The organism is Sphingomonas sp. GC_Shp_5 (assembly GCF_026540855.1).
In the GTDB taxonomy this organism is placed as follows: domain Bacteria; phylum Pseudomonadota; class Alphaproteobacteria; order Sphingomonadales; family Sphingomonadaceae; genus Sphingomonas.
Genome location: NZ_JALNUP010000001.1, coordinates 115,468 through 134,539, shown reverse-complemented (window position 1 = coordinate 134,539; position 19,072 = coordinate 115,468). Strand labels below are relative to the sequence as shown.

General features: G+C 67.8%; 19 protein-coding genes. 11 read left to right on the top strand and 8 right to left on the bottom strand.

The features are described 5' to 3' along the window. Nucleotides 1–24: 24 nt before the first annotated feature. The 3 genes from OXR60_RS00625 to OXR60_RS00615 all read right to left on the bottom strand — a co-directional run bounded on the left by OXR60_RS00625 (nt 25) and on the right by OXR60_RS00615 (nt 3,564). On the bottom strand, nt 25–1,185 hold the full coding sequence (locus tag OXR60_RS00625) for an RsmB/NOP family class I SAM-dependent RNA methyltransferase (protein WP_267393039.1): 1,161 nt from the start codon (nt 1,183–1,185) through the stop codon (nt 25–27). 93 nt (nt 1,186–1,278) lie between these two features. Beyond that, nucleotides 1,279–2,736, bottom strand: a complete 1,458-nt coding sequence (guaB, locus tag OXR60_RS00620; protein WP_267393037.1) for an IMP dehydrogenase — start codon at nt 2,734–2,736, stop codon at nt 1,279–1,281. 63 nt (nt 2,737–2,799) lie between these two features. Next, nucleotides 2,800–3,564, bottom strand: a complete 765-nt coding sequence (locus OXR60_RS00615) for a hypothetical protein (protein WP_267393035.1) — start codon at nt 3,562–3,564, stop codon at nt 2,800–2,802. A 158-nt stretch (nt 3,565–3,722) separates the two neighbouring features. Between OXR60_RS00615 and OXR60_RS00610 the strand changes: the two genes are divergently transcribed. Genes OXR60_RS00610 through OXR60_RS00570 form a run of 9 tightly spaced genes read left to right on the top strand, consistent with a single transcriptional unit; the run spans nt 3,723 to nt 10,380 of the window. Then, nucleotides 3,723–4,694 carry an SPFH domain-containing protein gene (locus OXR60_RS00610; protein WP_267393033.1) on the top strand — a complete coding sequence of 324 codons (972 nt, stop codon included), beginning with the start codon at nt 3,723–3,725 and terminating at the stop codon, nt 4,692–4,694. Further along, nucleotides 4,691–5,161, top strand: a complete 471-nt coding sequence (locus OXR60_RS00605; RefSeq protein ID WP_267393031.1) for an NfeD family protein — start codon at nt 4,691–4,693, stop codon at nt 5,159–5,161. Before OXR60_RS00610 ends, OXR60_RS00605 begins: the two co-directional genes overlap by 4 nt. A 54-nt stretch (nt 5,162–5,215) precedes the next feature. Further along, nucleotides 5,216–5,920, top strand: a complete 705-nt coding sequence (locus OXR60_RS00600; protein ID WP_267393029.1) for a response regulator transcription factor — start codon at nt 5,216–5,218, stop codon at nt 5,918–5,920. Then, on the top strand, nt 5,889–7,469 hold the full coding sequence (locus OXR60_RS00595) for a stimulus-sensing domain-containing protein (protein WP_267393028.1): 1,581 nt from the start codon (nt 5,889–5,891) through the stop codon (nt 7,467–7,469). The genes OXR60_RS00600 and OXR60_RS00595 overlap by 32 nt, the downstream gene beginning before the upstream one ends. Nucleotides 7,470–7,480: 11 nt before the next feature. Further along, nucleotides 7,481–7,915, top strand: coding sequence for an HPr kinase/phosphatase C-terminal domain-containing protein (locus tag OXR60_RS00590; RefSeq protein ID WP_267393027.1), 435 nt, complete (start codon nt 7,481–7,483; stop codon nt 7,913–7,915). Continuing rightward, nucleotides 7,912–8,826 carry an RNase adapter RapZ gene (gene rapZ / locus OXR60_RS00585; RefSeq protein ID WP_267393026.1) on the top strand — a complete coding sequence of 305 codons (915 nt, stop codon included), beginning with the start codon at nt 7,912–7,914 and terminating at the stop codon, nt 8,824–8,826. Before OXR60_RS00590 ends, rapZ begins: the two co-directional genes overlap by 4 nt. A gap of 17 nt (nt 8,827–8,843) precedes the next feature. Then, nucleotides 8,844–9,251, top strand: a complete 408-nt coding sequence (locus tag OXR60_RS00580) for a PTS sugar transporter subunit IIA (RefSeq protein ID WP_267393024.1) — start codon at nt 8,844–8,846, stop codon at nt 9,249–9,251. Next, entirely contained in the window at nt 9,248–9,520 is a 273-nt protein-coding gene (locus OXR60_RS00575; protein ID WP_267393022.1) for an HPr family phosphocarrier protein, read from the top strand. Before OXR60_RS00580 ends, OXR60_RS00575 begins: the two co-directional genes overlap by 4 nt. Nucleotides 9,521–9,576: 56 nt before the next feature. Then, nucleotides 9,577–10,380 carry an RNA methyltransferase gene (locus tag OXR60_RS00570; protein ID WP_267393021.1) on the top strand — a complete coding sequence of 268 codons (804 nt, stop codon included), beginning with the start codon at nt 9,577–9,579 and terminating at the stop codon, nt 10,378–10,380. Between the two features lie 3 nt (nt 10,381–10,383). On the opposite strand, the gene rmuC is transcribed toward OXR60_RS00570, so the two are convergent. The 5 genes from rmuC to OXR60_RS00545 form a co-directional block, all read right to left on the bottom strand. Then, complete coding sequence (gene rmuC, locus OXR60_RS00565) at nt 10,384–11,826, bottom strand: DNA recombination protein RmuC (protein WP_267393019.1); 1,443 nt, start codon at nt 11,824–11,826, stop codon at nt 10,384–10,386. A gap of 282 nt (nt 11,827–12,108) precedes the next feature. Beyond that, the gene (gene def / locus OXR60_RS00560; protein ID WP_267393017.1) at nt 12,109–12,633 is read right to left on the bottom strand and encodes a peptide deformylase; all 525 of its coding nucleotides are present in this window, start codon (nt 12,631–12,633) and stop codon (nt 12,109–12,111) included. Between the two features lie 165 nt (nt 12,634–12,798). Next, a complete protein-coding gene (locus OXR60_RS00555) occupies nt 12,799–12,972 on the bottom strand; it encodes a hypothetical protein (protein WP_267393015.1) in 174 nt (57 codons plus the stop codon). A gap of 164 nt (nt 12,973–13,136) precedes the next feature. Beyond that, complete coding sequence (locus tag OXR60_RS00550; protein ID WP_267393013.1) at nt 13,137–13,550, bottom strand: MerR family DNA-binding transcriptional regulator; 414 nt, start codon at nt 13,548–13,550, stop codon at nt 13,137–13,139. Between the two features lie 23 nt (nt 13,551–13,573). Then, nucleotides 13,574–15,337: a long-chain fatty acid--CoA ligase gene (locus tag OXR60_RS00545; protein WP_267393011.1), complete on the bottom strand. Its 1,764-nt coding sequence runs from the start codon at nt 15,335–15,337 to the stop codon at nt 13,574–13,576. Nucleotides 15,338–15,482: 145 nt separating this feature from the next. Between OXR60_RS00545 and OXR60_RS00540 the strand changes: the two genes are divergently transcribed. Together OXR60_RS00540 and OXR60_RS00535 are read left to right on the top strand one after the other, a co-directional pair. Then, nucleotides 15,483–16,619 carry a thiolase family protein gene (locus tag OXR60_RS00540; RefSeq protein ID WP_267393009.1) on the top strand — a complete coding sequence of 379 codons (1,137 nt, stop codon included), beginning with the start codon at nt 15,483–15,485 and terminating at the stop codon, nt 16,617–16,619. A 1-nt stretch (nt 16,620) separates the two neighbouring features. Continuing rightward, nucleotides 16,621–18,978, top strand: a complete 2,358-nt coding sequence (locus tag OXR60_RS00535; protein WP_267393007.1) for a 3-hydroxyacyl-CoA dehydrogenase/enoyl-CoA hydratase family protein — start codon at nt 16,621–16,623, stop codon at nt 18,976–18,978. Nucleotides 18,979–19,072: the final 94 nt, after the last annotated feature.

Genomic DNA, 19,072 nt, shown 5'->3' with positions numbered 1-19,072 from the left:
CTCCGACGGCGGCACCATCGGCGATTAGCAGGGCGCCCGGAGTCGCGCGACAAAAAAGCCGTCGGTGCCGTCATGCGCGGGGTCGAGCCGGATCCCGGCGCGGCGCTCCCGTCCGGCCGGCAAGGCGGGGATCTCCGCGGTCCAGCCGGGATGATCGGCGAGGAAGGTGTCGACCTGGTCGGCGCCCTCGGCATCGAGCAGCGAGCAGACGATATAGACCAGGGTACCGCCCGGCCGCACCAGCGGTGCGCCGATTGCAAGGACGTTGCGCTGGCTGGCGACGAGCCGCTCTAGCCGGTCGGGGGTGAGTCGCCAGCGCGCCTCGGGGTTGCGGCGCCAGGTGCCGGTGCCCGAGCAGGGCGCATCGATCAGCACCGTGTCGGCGCTGCCATCAAGGTCGCTCAGCATCTCGCCCTCGCGCTTGGCGTCGAGCAGGCGGGTCTCGACGATCGTCACCCCGGCCTTCTCTGCGCGCGGCGCGAGGCGCTGGAGGCGGGCCCGATCGATATCGGCAGCGATGATGCGGCCCTGATTGGCCATCGCCGCGGCGAGCGCCAGCGTCTTGCCGCCGGCGCCGGCGCACAGGTCGACGACCAGCGCGCCGGGCCGCGCTGCCGCGGCCATGGCGACGATCTGGCTGCCGGCATCCTGCACCTCCAGGGTGCCGGCGAACGGCTCGACATTGGTGCCGGATGGCAGCCGCAGCGCATCGGGCAGCCCGGCGATCGGTTCGCCTTCGATCGGCGAGGCTACGCCCTTAAGCCGGTTGAGCCGCACATCGAGCGGCGCGCGGTCGATCAGCGCCGCGTGATCCGCGCTCGGCACGCCCGACGCGATTAGAGCCTGTTCGAGCCAGGCGGGGGCGACGCCGCTGGTGGCGCGGGGCTCGCCGTCCTCAATCGGAGCAGGGCCGTGCGCGGAGCCGTCGAAGGTTGCGGCAATCGCAGGATCACGGTCGGCGAGCGACAGCATCGCGGCCCGGCCGCTGGCCGGAATGTCGCCGGCGATCCGGATCGCGGCATAGACCAGGTCGCGCACGGCGCGGCGGTCCTTGGAGCCGGCGTAGCGCCGGGTGCCGAAGTAGCGGCTGACCAGCGTGTCGGCGGCTGCACCACCGTCGCGCGCGGCGACGATGATCTGGTCGAGCAGTTCGACGGCGGCTTCGGTACGGGCGGCGGGGGTCATGGGCGAATTCTCCGTCGCTCTGGTGAGAGGAGACGGGGTTCAGCGACTGCCCCTCTCCCCCGGTCCCTCCCCGGCGGGGAGGGGAAAAGATGGTCAGCGGGTGGGGTAGTTGGGCGCTTCGCGGGTGATCGTCACGTCATGGACGTGGCTTTCCTTCAGCCCCGCGCCGGTGATCTGGACGAAGCGGGCGCGATGGCGGAGGTCATCGATGGTGCCGGCGCCGGTATAGCCCATCGCCGCCTTGATGCCGCCGACCAGCTGGTGGATGACGTCCTTGGCCGGGCCCTTGAACGCGACCTGGCCCTCGATGCCTTCGGGCACCAACTTGAGCTGATCCTTGATGTCGCCCTGGAAGTAGCGATCGGCCGAGCCGCGCCCCATCGCGCCGACCGAACCCATGCCGCGGTACGATTTGTAGGCACGGCCCTGGTAGAGGAAGGTGTCGCCCGGCGCCTCTTCGGTGCCGGCGAGCAACGAGCCGATCATGCAGGTGGACGCGCCGGCGGCGAGCGCCTTGGCGAGATCGCCCGAGGTGCGCAGACCGCCATCGGCGATCACCGGCACGCCGGCCTTGTGGCCTTCCTCCGCGCAATCCATCACCGCGGTGAGCTGCGGCACGCCGACGCCGGCGACGACGCGGGTGGTGCAGATCGAGCCGGGACCGATGCCGACCTTGATGCCGTCCGCGCCGGCGCCGATCAGTGCCTTGGTGGCTTCACCGGTGGCGACGTTGCCCGCGACCACCTGTACCGAATTGCTGAGCTTCTTGACCCGCTCGACGGCGCGGGCGACGTCGCGGTTGTGGCCATGGGCGGTGTCGATCACGATCAAATCGCATTCGGCGTCGACCAGCGCCTCGGTACGCTCGAAACCCTTGTCGCCCACCGTGGTCGCGGCGGCGACGCGCAGGCGGCCGGCGGCATCCTTGGTCGCCTCGGGGTACATCACGGCCTTCTCGATATCCTTGACGGTGATCAAGCCGACGCAGCGATAGGCATCGTCGACCACCAGCAGCTTCTCGATCCGGCGCTGGTGGAGCAGGCGGCGCGCCTCTTCCTGACCGACGTCGGTGGAGACGGTGGCGAGATTGTCGCGGGTCATCAGCTCGGCGACCGGCTGGCGCGGGTTGCCGGCAAAGCGGACGTCGCGGTTGGTGAGGATGCCGACCAGCTTGCCGTCGGCCTCGACCACCGGGATGCCGCTGATCCGATTGGCCGCCATCAGCGCCTGCGCTTCGGCAAGCGTCGCCGATGGCGCAATCGTGATCGGATTGACGACCATCCCCGATTCGAACCGCTTGACCTGGCGGACCGCGGCGACCTGTTCCTCGATGGTGAGGTTGCGGTGGAGCACGCCGATGCCGCCGAGCTGGGCCATGACGATTGCCATCTGCGACTCGGTCACGGTGTCCATCGCCGACGACAGCACCGGGATGTTGAGCGCAATGCCCTTGGTCACGCGGGTGCGGGTGTCGGCCATGCTCGGCACGATGTCGGATTCACCCGGCACGAGCAGGACGTCGTCGAAGGTGAGGCCGAGCCGGATATCCAAGATGCCAATCCTTGCGGGAAGGGAAGAAGTGGCGGGCCATGTAAACGCGTAGGGCCCAATTAGCTAGGGGGTGCCGAGCGCCTCTAGGTGCGCTGCAACATAGGCCGTCACCTCACCCACCAGCGACCCGCCGAACCGCGGGTTGATCTCGAGCAGCCGGACCGCGCCGTCTTCCAATTTGTAGTTGAAGCAGCAGGTACCCTCGAAGCCCATCGCATCGAGCACCGCGACGCAGGCGTCATAGGCGGCGCCCGGGTCCGCGGGGGTAATCGTCGCCGCGGCATCGGCATGGCCGCGGACGGCGAGCGGCTGGGCCATGTCGTAGCAGTAAGCGACGTAGAAGCGGATGCGGCCGTTCACGCGGAGCAGGTGGAGGACATATTCGAGCGGGCCCTCCACCGCGCGCTGGCGGAACACGTCGGGATCGTTGGCGCCGTCGTCCTCGCCCGGGCCGCGGATCATCCGGCAGCCGAAGCCGAAATCACCCTGCCGGGTCTTGCGGATGTAGGGAAAGACGTCTGGCGCCGGGCCTAGCAGCTCGGGGACGAGGCTGTCGAAGCCCCGCTCGATCAGCCAGTGGTTGAGCGCGAGCTTGTCGTCGCACAGCGCGACCAGCGCCGGCGTCGGCAGCACGGCCCGGCCGACTGCCGCGGCGGGGCGAGCGGACTCGATCTGGGCGACGCGCAGCGGCACGACGAGGTCGAACCGGGCAAGGTCGACCGCATCGAGCGGCGCGAAGCTCGCTTCGAACCGCTCGTGATCGAGATAGCGGGCGATCGCCGGCATCTGGGTGGGATGGTTGCCGAACAGGATGCGGGGAATGGCCATGGCCCCGGCATGCCCCGGCGCGGGCCGGCTTGCCAGCGTTTACGCCGTCGCGCGTTACGGGATGCGCCGCGCCGTGATCGACCATTTCAGCCGTGCCAAACTGCTTCTATGCTCCGCCGCAGGGCCGCCCCGGGGACTCGGGCGGCTGGGGAGGAATCATGGGTATCACCATTGCCGCCATCGCGCTTGCGCTGGTGCTCTTCTATCTGATGACCAGCATCAAGATCGTTCGCCAGGGCTATCAATATACGATCGAGCATTTCGGCCGCTACACCGCCACCGCGGCACCGGGGTTCAACTTCTACCCGGCGTTCTTCTACCGGGTAGGCCGCAAGGTGAACATGATGGAGCAGGTGATCGATATTCCCGGCCAGGAGATCATCACCAAGGACAATGCGATGATCTCCACCGACGGCGTGGTGTTCTTCCAGGTGCTCGACGCGCCCAAGGCCGCCTATGAGGTGTCGGATCTCTATGTGGCGCTGCTCCAGCTCACCACCACCAATTTGCGCACGGTGATGGGGTCGATGGACCTCGACGAAACGCTGTCCAAGCGCGACGAGATCAACGCGCGGCTGCTCTCGGTGGTGGATCACGCGACCACGCCCTGGGGCGTCAAGATCACCCGGGTCGAGATCAAGGACATCCGCCCGCCTGCCGACATCGTCAACGCGATGGGCCGGCAGATGAAGGCCGAGCGCGAGAAGCGCGCCAACATCCTTGACGCCGAGGGCGCGCGCGCCGGCGAGATCCTGCGCGCCGAGGGGCAGAAGCAGGCGCGGATCCTCGAGGCGGAAGGACGTCGCGAATCGGCCTATCGCGATTCGGAAGCCCGCGAGCGCGCCGCGGAGGCCGAGGCGAAGGCGACCCGCGTCGTCTCCGACGCAATCGCCAATGGCGGCACCCAGGCGATCAACTATTTCATCGCTCAGAAATATGTCGAGGCGGTCGGCAAGTTCGCGACCAGCCCCAATGCCAAGACCATCCTGTTCCCGGTCGAGGCGACGCAGCTGATCGGGACGCTCGGCGGAATCGGCGAGCTCGCCAAGGAAGTGCTCGGCAAGAGCGACACGCCCGCGCCCGCCAAGCCCGAGGCGAAACGGGGGCCGTTCGAGCTGCCGCAGCCGTGACGCTCGACACGATCGGCGGCCTGGCGGGGGCGTGGCTGATCGCCGCGCTGCTGCTCGGCATCGCCGAGCTGCTCATTCCCGGCGTGTTCGCGATCTTCCTCGCGATCGCCGCGGCAATCACCGGCGTGGCGCTGCTCGCCCTTCCCGCACTGCCGCCAGCCGCGCAGCTCGCGAGTTTCGCGGTATGGAGCGTGGTGACGGTGCTGATCGGGCGGCGCTGGTACCTCGACTATCCGGTGCCGAGCAGCGACGCCCGGCTCAACGATCGCGCGGCGCGGCTGATCGGCGATGTCGTGGTGGTCGAAACCGGTATCGAGGGTGGCAGCGGCCGGGTGCGCGTGGGCGATGGCAGCTGGCCGGCGCGCGGCCGCGATGCCGTGGTCGGCGAGCGTGTGCGCATTGCCGCGGTCGAGGGTGGCGTGCTGCTGGTCGAACCGGTCCCGCCATACGACGCCCCCGACAGTTGAGCCCGACGCTGCTTTGCCCTACCGACGGATCATGGTGGCCAGGCTTTTTCCTGCATGACGGCGACGATTGCGCTGGTCGACGATGACCGCAATATCCTCACCTCGGTCTCGATCGCGCTCCAGACCGAAGGATTTGCGACGCGCGTCTATTCGGATGGCGAGACCGCGCTGAAGGCGCTGACCGACAACCCGCCCGATCTCGCCATCTTCGACATCAAGATGCCGCGGATGGATGGGCTCGAGTTGCTGCGCCGGCTGCGCGAGAAGAGCCAGATCCCGGTGATCTTCCTCACCAGCAAGGACGACGAGCTCGACGAGGCGCTCGGGCTGGCAATGGGCGCGGACGATTACATCGCCAAGCCGTTCAGCCAGCGACTGCTGATCGCGCGGATCAAGGCGATCCTCCGCCGTACCGAGCTGGTTCATGCCACCGGCGACGCCGAGACCGAGAGCGCCGGCCCCCTCACCCGCGGCCGGCTGACGATGGACCCGGCCCGCCATCGCAGCGCCTGGGCGGGCGAGCCGGTGACGCTCACCGTCACCGAATTCCTGATTCTCGAGACGCTGGCGCAACGCCCCGGGATCGTGAAGACCCGCAACCAGCTGATGGATGCGGCCTATCAGGACGACATCTATGTCGACGACCGGACGATCGACAGCCACATCAAGCGATTGAGGCGCAAGTTCCGCCAGGTTGATCCCGAATTCGACGCGATCGAGACATTGTATGGCGCCGGATATCGCTTTTCCGAGGAATGAGCCCCGCGAGGGCGATGGCCGCGATCTCGCGCTGCGCTGGTCGGGGCAGATCTCGCTCACCCGGCGAATCCTTGCGGTCAACATCTTTGCGTTGCTGCTGCTGGCCGGCGGCTTCTTCTACCTCGATTCCTACCGCAGCCGGATCGTCGACGGGCGGATTACCCAGGCATCGCGCGAGGCGCGGCTGATTGGCGAAGCGCTGGCGATGGTCGGGCCTCGCCAGCGCCCGGCGCTGATCCTGCGGCTGGCCGACGATACCGGCGCGCGGATTCGCATCTTCGATGCCGGCGGTCGTGCGCTGGTCGACAGCCGCAGCCTCGGCGTGCGCAACTTCCAGCTGCGCGATCCCGACAAGCAGGGGTGGGATCAGAGCGCCGCGCGTTTCCTCGATGCCGGGATCGACACCATCGTCGGCGCCGCCCGCGCGCCGCTCTACCGCGAGCGCCGCGACGGCCGGCACTGGCCCGATGTCGAGACCGCGCGCGACCGCCATGTCGTCGTCACCAGCGTGTGGCGCGCGCCGGACCGGACGCCGGTGATCACCGCCGCGGCGCCGCTGCCGGGCGATGCCGTGGTGATGACCACCACCAACGCGCGCGATATCACCCAGACGGTGCGGATCGAGCGGTTCCGGCTCAGCCTGGTGCTGCTGCTGGTGACAGTCGTCTCGGTGCTGCTGTCGCTGTTCCTGGCGCGCACCATCGTTCGGCCACTGCGGCGGCTGGCGCGCGCTGCGGTGCGGGTGCGGCTTGGCCGCGCACGCGAGGTGGTGGTGCCGCGGCTGCCGTCGCGGCGCGACGAGATCGGCTCGCTGGCGCGGGCGCTGTCCGACATGAGCCTTGCGCTGCGCGCGCGGATTGATGCCACCGAGGCGTTTGCCGCCGATGTCACCCATGAGATGAAGAACCCGCTCGCCTCCTTGCGCTCCGCCGTCGAGGGACTTGGGCGGGTCAAGGACCCAGGGTTGCAGGCACAATTGCTCGAGGTGGTGCGCGACGATGTCCATCGGCTCGACCGGCTGATCACCGACATTTCCGAGGCCTCACGGCTCGACGCTCAGCTCAGCCGCGCCAAGTTCGAACCGGTCGATGTCGTCCAGCTGATCGCCGGGCTCGTCAAGCAGCGCGTGCAACGCGGCGTCGAGCGCGAGGTGCGGCTGCGCTTCGACCATGGCGAGGGCCCGTTCATCGTCCAGGGCGAGGGCGCGCGGCTGGAGCGGGTATTCGACAATCTGATCGACAACGCCCTCTCCTTCTCGCCGAACGGCGGGCTGATCGCGATCGGCGCCAGTTGCACGCAGGGCGAGATGGTGGTGCGGGTGGAGGACGAGGGCCCCGGGGTGCCCGAGGACGCGCGCGAGACGATCTTCCAGCGCTTCCAGTCGGTGCGACCGTCGAGCGAAGCGTTTGGCCAGCATTCCGGGCTTGGCCTGGCCATTGCACGAACCATCGTCGAGGCGCATCAGGGCGCCATCGCCGTCGAATCGCGCGAGGACCGATTGGCGGGGGCCCGGTTCGTCATTCGCCTGCCGCTCGCGCCAGGCTACTGAACCGGAGACTTATGGCGATCATCTCCTCCGAAACGCTGCATGCCACCAGCGTCGCGATCGACGGCCTGGCGGTGTTGCTGGAAGGTCCATCCGGCATCGGCAAGTCCGATCTTGGGTTGCGGCTGATCGACCGCGGTGCGGTGCTGATCAGTGACGATTATACCCTGCTGGTGCGCAGCGGCGACGGCCTGATCGCTCGCGCTCCGGGGACTATCCGTGGGCAGATCGAGGTGCGCGGGATCGGCATCGTCACCATGCCGTTTGTCGAAGACGTGCCGGTCGCGCTGCTCGTTCGCCTCGGCGGCGAGATCATCCGCATGCCCGAGCGGCGCAGCCGGCGGATCGCCGGCATCGCGATGCGCGAGATCGGCTTCCCGCCGTTCGAGGCCTCCACCCCGATCAAGATCGAATGGGCATTGCGCCAGCCCGAAGCCACGCCGGCATGACCCGCAACAAGGACATCCTGCTCGTCACCGGCATGTCCGGCGCCGGCAAGTCGACGGTGCTCAAGACGCTCGAGGATCTCGGCTGGGAGGTCGTCGACAATCTGCCGCTGATGCTGCTCAACCGGCTGCTCGATGCACCGCCGAGCGAGGGCGGCGGCGATGCATCGCAACCGCTGGCGCTGGGGATCGGCGCGCGCACCCGCGATTTCGATCCGGCCAAGATCGTCGAGCGGATCCGCGCGCTACGTGACGGCCACGGCCTCGACATCGGCATGCTGTTCCTCGACTGCGCCGGCAGTGAGCTCGAACGACGCTACTCCGAGACGCGTCGGCGCCATCCGCTCGCGCCCGACCGCCCGGCGAGCGACGGCATCGCCCGCGAGCGCGACCTGCTGCGTCCGCTACGCGATTGGTCTAACCGGCTGATCGACACCACCGATCTTACCGCCAATTCGCTCGCGCAGCAGATCCGATCGACCTTTGCCAGCGATGCCGAAGAGGGCCCGGTGCTGTCAGTGACGTCGTTCGGCTTTTCGCGCGGTCTGCCGCGCAACGCCGATCTGGTGTTCGACATGCGCTTCCTGCGCAATCCGCACTGGGATCCGGCGCTGCGCCCCGGCACCGGGCTCGACGCTGATGTCGCCGCTTATGTGCAGGCCGACCCCGCCTATGAGGCGGCGATGCAGCAGATCGAGGGGCTGCTCGAGTTGCTGCTCCCGCGCTACCGCGCCGAGGGAAAGTCGTACGTTACCGTCGCGATCGGCTGTACCGGAGGGAGACACCGCTCGGTCCATGTCGCCGAGCATCTCGCCAGCCGGTTGCGCGCCGCGGGATTTTCGCCCACGATCAGCCACCGCGACCTGGGGGCCGCACCGCAAGACTCGCTCGAGGGGTCGCCGGCCAGCAAATGAGTGAAACAGCGTCTGACATGATTGGTCTTGTTCTGGTGACGCACGGGCGGCTCGCCGAAGAGTTCGTCACCGCGATGATCCATGTCGTCGGTCCGCAGGAGCGGGTCGCGACGATTTCGATCGGCCCCGACGATGACATGGAGGAGCGCCGCGCGGACATTGCAGCGGCGATCGCCGCGGTCGATTCGGGACGCGGGGTGATCGTGCTCACCGATCTGTTCGGCGGCACCCCGTCGAACCTCGCCATCTCGCTGATGCAGCGCGGCCAGGTGGAGGTGATCGCGGGGATGAACCTGCCGATGCTGATCCGGCTCGGCTCGGCGCGCAAATCCATGAAGGTGGTCGACGCGGTCGCCGCCGCGCGCGAGGCTGGCCGCAAGTATATTTCGGTCGCGTCGGAAGTGCTCGGCGAGGCGGCGGCGTGAGCGACGTCACGCGGCGGGTGCTGATCACCAACAAGCGCGGGCTGCACGCGCGGGCGAGCGCCAAGTTCGTCACGCTGGCGTCGACCCAGCCGGTCGAGGTCAGGGTCAGCAAGGACGATGGCGCCGTTACCGGCACCTCGATCATGGGGCTGATGATGCTCGGCGCGGCGATGGGCGACGAGATCACGATCAGTGCGGCGGGCGATGGCGCCGAGGCGGCGGTGGATGCGCTGTGCGAACTGGTTGAGGCTAAGTTCGGCGAGGATTGATCCGGCGTCTGCCGCCCCGCCTTCCGCTCGCGGCGCCACTTGGCTAGGGGCGAGCGATGCCCCGTGAGATCACCGCCTTTTCCAATCCGCTCGTCAAGCACGTCCGCGACCTGCGCGACAAGCGCCACCGTCGCGAGGCGCGGCAGTTCCTTGCCGAGGGCTTGCGGATCCTGACCGAGGCGCGCGAGACCGGCCGCCTGCCCCGCACCCTGTTCTACGCCGCGGCGAGCGCCGACCATCCGCTGGTCCACGCGCTGTCGATCGATGTCGAGGCCAACGGCGGCCAGTCGATCCAGACCACGCCGGACATCCTTTCCAAGCTGTCGGGCAAGGACAATCCGCAGGCGGTGGTCGGCGTGTTCGACGAGTTCGAGGTCACCCTCGCCGACCTCGACCGGCACAGCGCCGGGATCTGGCTGGTCGCCGAGCGGCTGCGCGATCCGGGCAATCTCGGCACCATCCTGCGCACCGGCGATGCGGTTGGCGCGGGCGGGCTGATCCTGATCGGCGAATCGGTCGATCATTTCTCGGTCGAGGCGGTGCGCGCGAGCATGGGGGCGCTGTTCACCGTGCCGGTGGTGCGCGCAGGCTGGGACGAGTTCCTGAGCTGGCTACGCGAGGGGCCGGGACAGCTGGTGGGGCTGAGCCTCGACACCAGCGACGACTATCGCACCGCCCGCTACGCCGCGCCGACCTTCCTGCTCACCGGCAACGAGGCGCAGGGCATGCCCGCCGACTACGCCGAGGCCTGCGACCTGCTGGTCAAGATCCCGATGCTCGGCAAGGCCGATAGCCTCAACGCGGCGGTGGCGACCGCGGTGATGGCCTATGAGGTGCTCGCCCAGCAGCAGCGCGGCTGACCGTCACGCCGCGGCGTCGGGCAGCACCTCGAGCTTGGTGAGCGGGCGGACCGCCTGTTCGCCGAGCGGCAGCGGCTCGATCGACTTGCCGCCGGTATCGATGTTGAGCGCCTCGAACCGCTTGGCGCTGGTGAGCACCTGGCTTTCGAGGCTGCCGACGAACGAGTTGTAGGCGCCCATCGCGGTATCGAGGTTTTTGCCGAGCCGCGCGACATGGCCGCCCATCACCACCAGCCGCTGGTATAGCTCCTTGCCGAGCGTGCCGATCTCACGCGCCTCCTTGGCGAGCTTCTCCTGACGCCATACTGCCGAGACGGTGCGGGCTATGGCGATGAGGTTGGTCGGCGTCGCGAGCAGCACGCGCTTGTCGAACGCGAAGTCCCACAATGTCGGATCATGCTCGAGCGCGGCGGAGAGGAAATGCTCGCCGGGGACGAACATCACGACATATTCGGGCGAATCCTCGAACTGCTGCCAATAGCTCTTGTTGCCGAGGCCGTTGACGTGGGCGCGCATCGACGCCGCATGGGCGACGAGGCCAGCGAGCCGCTCGCTGTCGTCGACCGCACCGAACGCGTCCTGATAGGCGTTGAGCGAGACCTTGGCATCGATGATCAGCGACTTGCCGCCGGGCACGCGGACGATCGCGTCAGGGCGGAGGCGACCGCCCTCGCCGTCCGAGACGCTGACCTCCATCGCGAAATCGGTGTGCTCGGCGAGACCGCAGGTCTCGAGCACGTTGCGCAGCTGCTGCTCGCCCCAGCGGCCGCGTGCCTTGGGGGCGTTGCGCAGCGCGTTGACCAGCTTGGCGGCCTCGCCGGACACCCGCTCCTGGCCGAGCCGCATCTGCTCGATCTGGCCCTTGAGATCGCCGAACGCGTCGCGCCGCTCGGCCTCGACCTTGGCGACGCCCTCTTCGTAGCGGAGCAGGCGATCGTTGACCGGCTGAAGCATCGACTTGAGGTTTTGCCCAGCAAGCTCCTCCGACTGTTTGAAGCGGGCATCGGCGCGCTCGAGGAACGCCTTCTGTGCGTCGCTGAGCAGCTTGTTGGCGACGTCGCCGAACTGCGCGGCCATCACCTCCTTGGCCTCGCGCAGCTCGATCAGCCGCGCCTCGAACGCCTCGCCCTGTGCCTTGAGCGTCGCATAGTCGGTGCGCGAGGCGTCGCGATCGGCGCGGGTGGAGTCGAGATCGACGCGCAGGCGATCGGCGACCAGGGCGCGCTCGGCATTCTGGGCGCGCAGGCTCGCAACCTCGCGCATCGCCTCGTTGCGCTCGCGCTCCACCGCGTCGCGGGCCTGGCGGGCGAGATCGGCGTCGGCGGCGCGGGTCTGGGCAACCGCGAGATCGGCGGCGAGCGTGCCGTTGCGGCGGCTGGCGAGCAGCCAGCCGATCAGCAGGCCGGCGACCGCGGCGAGGATGGCGACGATGATCAACTGGCCCACTTCAATCCCCAAACTTGTCTAACTTCGCGCATATCGCCCATGGAGCGCGGCGCCGGCCGGGAGCGGCGTGCTGCCGCCGGCGGCGGGGAACATAGATCGAACGCAGCGTGTAGGACAGGGGAAATTTGAGGCGGGATTCCGGCTTTTGCGGTGGAGGTCGCCCCTCATCGTCATGCCAGCGGAAGCTGGCATCTCCCCTGGGGTGGAGTTGGCGTGGCCTCGAGGAGACCCCAGCTTTCGCTGGGGTGACGGAAGTAGGTGGGGCGACTTGGCCGCCCCCGATCAACCGGCCTTGCGGGTTTTCGCCAGCTTCTTCAGCAGCATGTCGCGCTTCAACCGGCTGACATGATCAATGAACAGGACACCGTTGAGATGGTCGATCTCGTGCTGCATGCAGGTTGCGAGCAGGCCGTCGAGTTCGCGCTCGTGCGCCTCGCCCTGCTCGTCCAGCCACTTCACCCGGCAGCGGGCGGGCCGTGACACCTCGGCATATTGCTCGGGGATCGACAGGCAGCCTTCGTTGTAGGTGGAGGTCTCGTCGCTGAGCTCGAGGATCTCGGGATTGATATAAGCGTGGGGGTCGCGGACCGGCTTTTCGTCCTCGCCCTGCTCTTCTTGGAGATCGATCACGAGGATGCGCTGGTCGATGCCGACCTGGATCGCGGCAAGGCCGATGCCATGGGCGTCGTACATGGTGTCGATCATGTCGGCGACGATCGCACGCGTGGCGTCGGTGACGGCCTCGACGGGCTTGGAGACGACACGAAGACGCGCGTCGGGGACTTCGACGATGGGGAGAACGGCCATGGCGGTCCAGCTAGGATGTGGGCCGGAGGTCGTCAAGCGAGCGGGGATTGGTGAACGCTCGCCTGTCCAGTCGTTCAGGCACCATCGATAGACCTCGTCCGACACCGGCCCTGTTTCTCGACGTCGCTCGAGCCGAACGGAAGGGCAAGCGACGGACCTGGCCGGCTAGGTCGGCTGCGGCGGGCGCTTGCCCTTCGTGCGGCTGGTGAGATGGAAGCGCTGACAGCGGTCACATCGGTAGGGGCGCAGCGGGTAAGCGGCCGCGTGGGCGACGACCAGCGCATCGGCCGCGCTCGCATAACGCTGTTTGCGGGCGCAGATGCTGAGGCGCGTACGCATCGTGAAGCTTTCGCCAACGTGGTCAATCGCGGAAGCCTAGCCTCTCCGCCCGTCATGCTGAACTTGTTTCAGCATCCATGACCCACCGGACCTGCACGCCCGCGGGCAGTGCTGGCCATGGATCCTGAAACAAGTTCAGGATGACGAGTGTGGCGGCGGACCGGTCAGCCGCTCGCCGCCTTCCTCGTCGCTTGGCCATCGGCCCGGACGCGCTCCAGCGCCTCGGCTTCGATCTTGGCGAGCTCGGCGATGGTCTGGTCGAGCGCGATGCGGTGTTGCTCGAACTCCTCGATCCGCTCGCGGCAGCGCGCGGCGAGTGCGCGCATCTGTTCGAGATGCTGCGGATCGGCATCGTAGAGGTCGAGGAACTCCTCGATTTCCTTGAGCGAAAAGCCGAGCCGCTTGCCGCGTAGGATGAGCTGCATGCGCGCGACCTCGCGGCGCCGATAGACCCGCGTGGTGCCGATCCGGCACGGCTCGATCAGCCCCTTGTCCTCGTAGAAGCGCAGCGTCCGCGGCGTGACGCCGAGGAACTCGGCGACCTCCTGGATGCCCTTCAGATCGGCGCCTTCATCCATGCCCTGCCCCTCTGCCACGCCGCTTATGACGCCGCCTTGGCGAGTTCTTCCTCGACCAGTTCCTTCTTGGACAGCTTGCCGATCAACGTCTTGGGCAGGCTGTCGCGGATCTCGATCTCGCGGGGCAGCTCGATCTTGCTGATCTTGTCGCGGAGGAAGTCGCGCAGGCTCTCGGGCGTCGCCGCATCGGGCGACGAGAGGGTGACGAACGCCTTGGGGCTTTGCCCGCGATATTTGTCGGGCACGCCGATCACCACCACCTCGACCACCGCGGGATGCTCGTACAGCGCTTCCTCGATGATCCGCGGATAGACGTTGTAGCCGCCGCACAGGATCATGTCCTTGATCCGGTCGACCAGGAACAGATAGCCGTCGGCATCGAGATAGCCGACGTCGCCGGTGCGCAGCGCGCCATCGACGAACACGTCGGCGGTCTCGTCGGGCTTCAGCCAATAGCCCTGCATCACCTGGGGGCCGCGCGCGCAGATCTCGCCCTTTTCGCCCGCGGGCATGATCCGGGTGGGATCCTCGCGGTCGCGGATCTCGATGGTGGTGCCGGGGAACGGCAGGCCGGCTGAGCCCTTCTTGTTGATACCTTCAAAGGGGTTGCAGGTGATGATCGGCGAGGCCTCGGACAGGCCATAGCCCTCGACCAGCTTGGCGCCGGTAAAGGTCTCAAACGCCTGGCGGACCTCCTGCGGCAGCGGCGCGCCGCCCGAGATGCAGACCTTGATCGAGGAGAGATCGAGCGTCTGCTTCTCGGCGACGCCGTTCAGCGCATTGTAGATGGTCGGCACCGCAGGAAAATAGGTCGGCCGGGTGCGCTTCAGCGCCGCCAGTACCTGCTTGAGATCGAAGCGCGGCAGCAGGATCATCTCGGCGCCGGTGCGCATCGCGAAGTTGAGCACGTTGGTGAGCGCGAAGACGTGGAACAGCGGCAGCACGCCGAGCACGCGATCCTGCTCGTCGCTCTCGCCGCCGACGTGGATCACCATCGCATCGGTGTTGGCGACGAGATTGGCGTGGCTGAGCATCGCCGCCTTGGGCAGCCCGGTGGTGCCGCCGGTATATTGGAGCACGGCGACATCGTCGGGCGCGACCGTGACCGGCGCGGGCTTGCCGTCATTGGCGAGCAAGGCGGTGAAAGGCAGATGCACCGCGTCGCGCACCGGATGCGCGATCTCGCGCCGCTTGACGATGCGATAGGCGAAGCGCTTGAGCGGCGGCAATACATCGGCGATCGGGCAGGTGACGACATGGCGCAGGCCGTTGGCTGCCGCGGCCTTGACCACGCGGGCGTGGATCTCGGCGATGTCGCAGGTGAGAATGATCTCGGCGCCCGAGTCGGCGAGCAGATGGTTGAGCTCGCGCTCGACATAGAGCGGGTTGACGTTGACAACGATGCCGCCCGCCGCGAGCGTCGCGAAATAAGCGATCGGATAATAAGGCGTGTTGGGCAGGCACAATGCGACGCGGGTGCCCGGCTTAACCCCGAGATCCTGCAGCCCGCGGGTGGCATGGTGGACCGCCTCGCCCAATTGGCCATAGCTGGTGATGCTGCCCATGAAATCGATCGCGGGGCGATCGGCGAACCTGCTCACCGAGTCGGCGAGCAGATCGCCGAGCAACCGCGGCCGCGATGGCAAGGGCACGCCGACCTTGATCGCCAGCGGTGCCGTAGCGTCCGCGGCGCGCTCGACGCTGAGATTCGTGAGGTTTTCCCCCGTGGAGGTGGGGCTGGTGCCGGCCGGTGCGGCGTCATCCATTGCCGGACGCTGGTCACCCATGACGGTTGCCGATCATGCTCGATCCTCTCCATTATCACCGGGCATATTGTCGGCGGCCCGGCCTTGACGTATTGGGAAACTATCGCACCTATACGGTAGCCCGCAAGGCCTAGTGGTCACGGGCGGTCAGTTGAGAGAGGATTTCATGACCAACGTCGTCATCGCCGGCTATGCCCGCTCGCCCTTCCATCTTGCCGGCAAGGGCGAACTCGCCCGGGTCCGCCCCGACGATCTCGCCGCGCAGGTGATTCGCGGCCTGCTCGACAAGACCAAGGTGGATCCGGCGGCGATCGAGGACATCATCCTCGGCTGCGCCTTCCCTGAGGGCGAACAGGGCCTCAACGTCGCGCGGATGATCGGCCTGCTCGCCGACCTGCCGCTGTCGGTGGGCGGCATGACGGTGAACCGCTTCTGCGGCTCGTCGATGAGCGCGATCCACATCGCGATGGGCCAGATCCAGCTCGGCGCCGGCGAGGCGTTCATCTGCGCCGGCCTCGAATCGATGAGCCGGGTGCCGATGGGCGGCTATAATCCCCTGCCCAGCCCGGTGCTCGCGAAGAAGAACGCCGGGGCATACATGGGCATGGGCGACACCGCCGAGAATGTCGCGACCAAATATCAGATCACCCGCGGCGAACAGGATGCGTTTGCGGTGAAGAGCCAGCAGAAGGCCGCCGCCGCGCGCGAGTCGGGCCGGCTGACCGACGAGATCGTGCCGATCACCACCAAGACCGGGACGGTCAGCCAGGATGGCACGATCCGCCCCGACACCAATGTCGAAGCGCTCGGCGCGTTGAAGCCGGCGTTCAGCCTCGACGGATCGGTGACCGCGGGCACTTCGTCGCCGCTCACCGACGGTGCGTCGGCGGTGCTGGTGACCTCCGAGGAGTTCGCGGTGAAGCATGGCCTCACCATCCTTGCCCGGATCAAGTCGATCGGCATTTCGGGGATCGAGCCCGAGACGATGGGCCTCGGCCCGATCAGCGCGTCGAAGAAGGCGCTCGAGCGCGCCGGGTTGACGGTGGCCGATCTCGACGTGGTCGAGATCAACGAGGCGTTCGCGAGCCAGGCGATCGCCTGCATCCGCGACCTCGGCCTCAAGGACGAGACGATCAACATCGACGGCGGCGCGATCGCGATCGGCCACCCGCTCGGCGCCACCGGCGCGCGGATCGTCGGCAAGGCGGCGGCGCTGCTCGAGCGCGAGGGCGGCCGTTATGCGCTCGCCACCCAGTGCATCGGTGGCGGCCAGGGCATCGCCACGGTGCTGGAGCGCGCATAACATGAGCGATTCCATCAAGCCGGCGGGCGCCAAGCCCGAGTCCATCAAGAAAGTGTGCGTGATCGGGGCCGGCGTGATGGGCGCCGGCATCGCCGCACAGGTCGCCAATGCCGGCATCCCGGTGCTGCTGCTCGACATCGTTGCCAGGGACGGTGACGATCGCGACGCGGTGGCCAAGGGTGCGGTCGCGAAGATGCTCAAGACCCAGCCGGCGCCGTTCATGTCCAAGAGCGCGGCGAAACTGGTCGAGACCGGCAATATCGACGACCATCTGGCGCGGGTCGCCGAATGCGACTGGATCGTCGAGGCGATCGTCGAGCGGCTCGATATCAAGCAGTCGCTCTACGCCAAGCTCGAGGCGCTCAAGCGGCCGGGCACCGCGGTGTCGTCGAACACGTCGACGATCCCCTTGGGGCATCTGGTCGAGGGCCGCTCGGACCAGTTCAAGGCCGATTTCCTGATCACCCATTTCTTCAATCCGCCGCGGTATATGCGGCTGATCGAGATCGTCCGTGGCGCGCACACCGATGCCGCGGTGGCCGAGCGCGTCGAGGATTTCGTCGACCGGTTCATGGGCAAGCGCATCGTGCGTGCCAAGGACACGCCGGGGTTCATCGCCAACCGGATCGGCACCTATTGGCTGGCGGTCGCGATCAACGCGGCGATCGACCAGGGGCTGACGATCGAGGAGGCCGACCAGATCGGCGGCCGGCCGATGGGCGTGCCCAAGACCGGGATCTTCGGGCTGATCGACCTGGTCGGCGTCGACCTGATGCCGCTGCTCGCCAAGAGCCTGTCCTCCACCCTGCCTGAGGGCGATCCCTATTTCGAGACGGTGCGGCCGCTGCCGCTGGTCGACAAGATGATCGCCGAGGGCTTCACCGGCCGCAAGGGCAAGGGCGGCTTCTACCGGCTCGACCGCGGCGCCGATGGCAGCAAGACCAAGCTGTCGCTCGACCTCGCCACCGGCGAGTATCGCCCCGAGACGAAGCCCGAGCGGCTGGCGTCGGCCGCCGAGAAGAACCTCGCCGCGCTGGTCGCCGCGCCGGGCAAGACCGGCGCCTATGCCTGGGAGATCCTCGGCAAGGTGCTCAGCTATGCGGCGATGCTGGTCGGCGAGGCGGCGGACGACGTTGTCGCGATCGATGACGCGATGAAGCTCGGCTATAACTGGAAGTTCGGGCCGTTCGAGCTGATCGACCAGCTGGGGCCGGGCACGCTGGCCGCGCGGCTGGCGGCCGAGGGGCGCGAGGTGCCGGCGATCCTCGCGACCGCCGGCGAGCGGCCGTTCTACCGGATCGAGAGCGGCAAGCGCCAGTTCCTCGGGCTCGACGGCAGCTATCGCGACGTGGTGCGCAGCGCCGGGGTCGTGCTGCTCGAGGACATCAAGCGCGGTGCGGAGCCGCTGATCAGGAACGGCTCGGCGGCACTGTGGGATGTCGGCGATGGCGTCGTCGCGCTCGAGTTCACCGCCAAGATGAACGCGCTCGACGAGCAGGTCATCCAGCTGATCCAGAAGGCCATTCCTTTGGTGAAGGCGCAATATAAGGCGCTGGTGGTCTATAACGAGGGATCGAACTTTTCGGCGGGCGCCAATCTCGGCCTCGCCATGTTCGCGGTCAACATCGCCGCCTGGGGCGAGGTCGACAAGCTCATCGCCGGCGGTCAGGCGGCCTATAAGGCGCTGAAATATGCGCCCTTCCCGGTCGTCGCGGCGCCGGCCGGGATGGCGCTTGGCGGCGGCTGCGAGATCCTGCTGCATGCCGATGCGATCCAGGCGCATGCCGAAAGCTATATCGGGCTGGTCGAGGCCGGCGTCGGGCTGGTGCCCGGCTGGGGCGGGCACGGCGAGATGATCGACCGCTTCGTCAAATCGCCGCTGATGCCCAAGGGGCCGATGCCGGCGGTGGCCAAGGCGTTCGAGCTTATCTCGACCGCGCAGGTCAGCAAGTCGGCCGCCGAGGCCAAGGAGATGGGCTTCCTGCGCCCCGCCGACGGCATCACCATGAACCGCGACCGGCTGCTGGCGGACGCCAAGGCCAAGGCGCTCAGCCTGATCGACGGCTATGCCGCACCTGAAAAGCCGACCTTCCGCCTGCCGGGCGAGAGCGGCCGCGTCGGCATCGCCGGCGTGGTGCGCGACTTCCGCAAGAAGGGCATCGCCACCGCTTATGACGAGGTCGTCGCCGAGCGGCTGGCACAGGTGCTGACCGGGGGCGAGGCCGATCTGGTCGACACCGTCACCGAGGACCAGCTGCTCAAGCTCGAACGGCAAGCGTTTATGGCGTCGGTCAAGGACAGCCGCACCCAGGCGCGGGTCGAGCACATGCTCGAGACCGGCAAGCCGCTTCGGAACTGATGACCCGATCCACCCCTCCCCCGTTCGCCCTGAGCCTGTCGAAGGGCGTGAGTTTCATGTGCTTCGACAGGCTCAGCACGAACGGGGTTGGTGT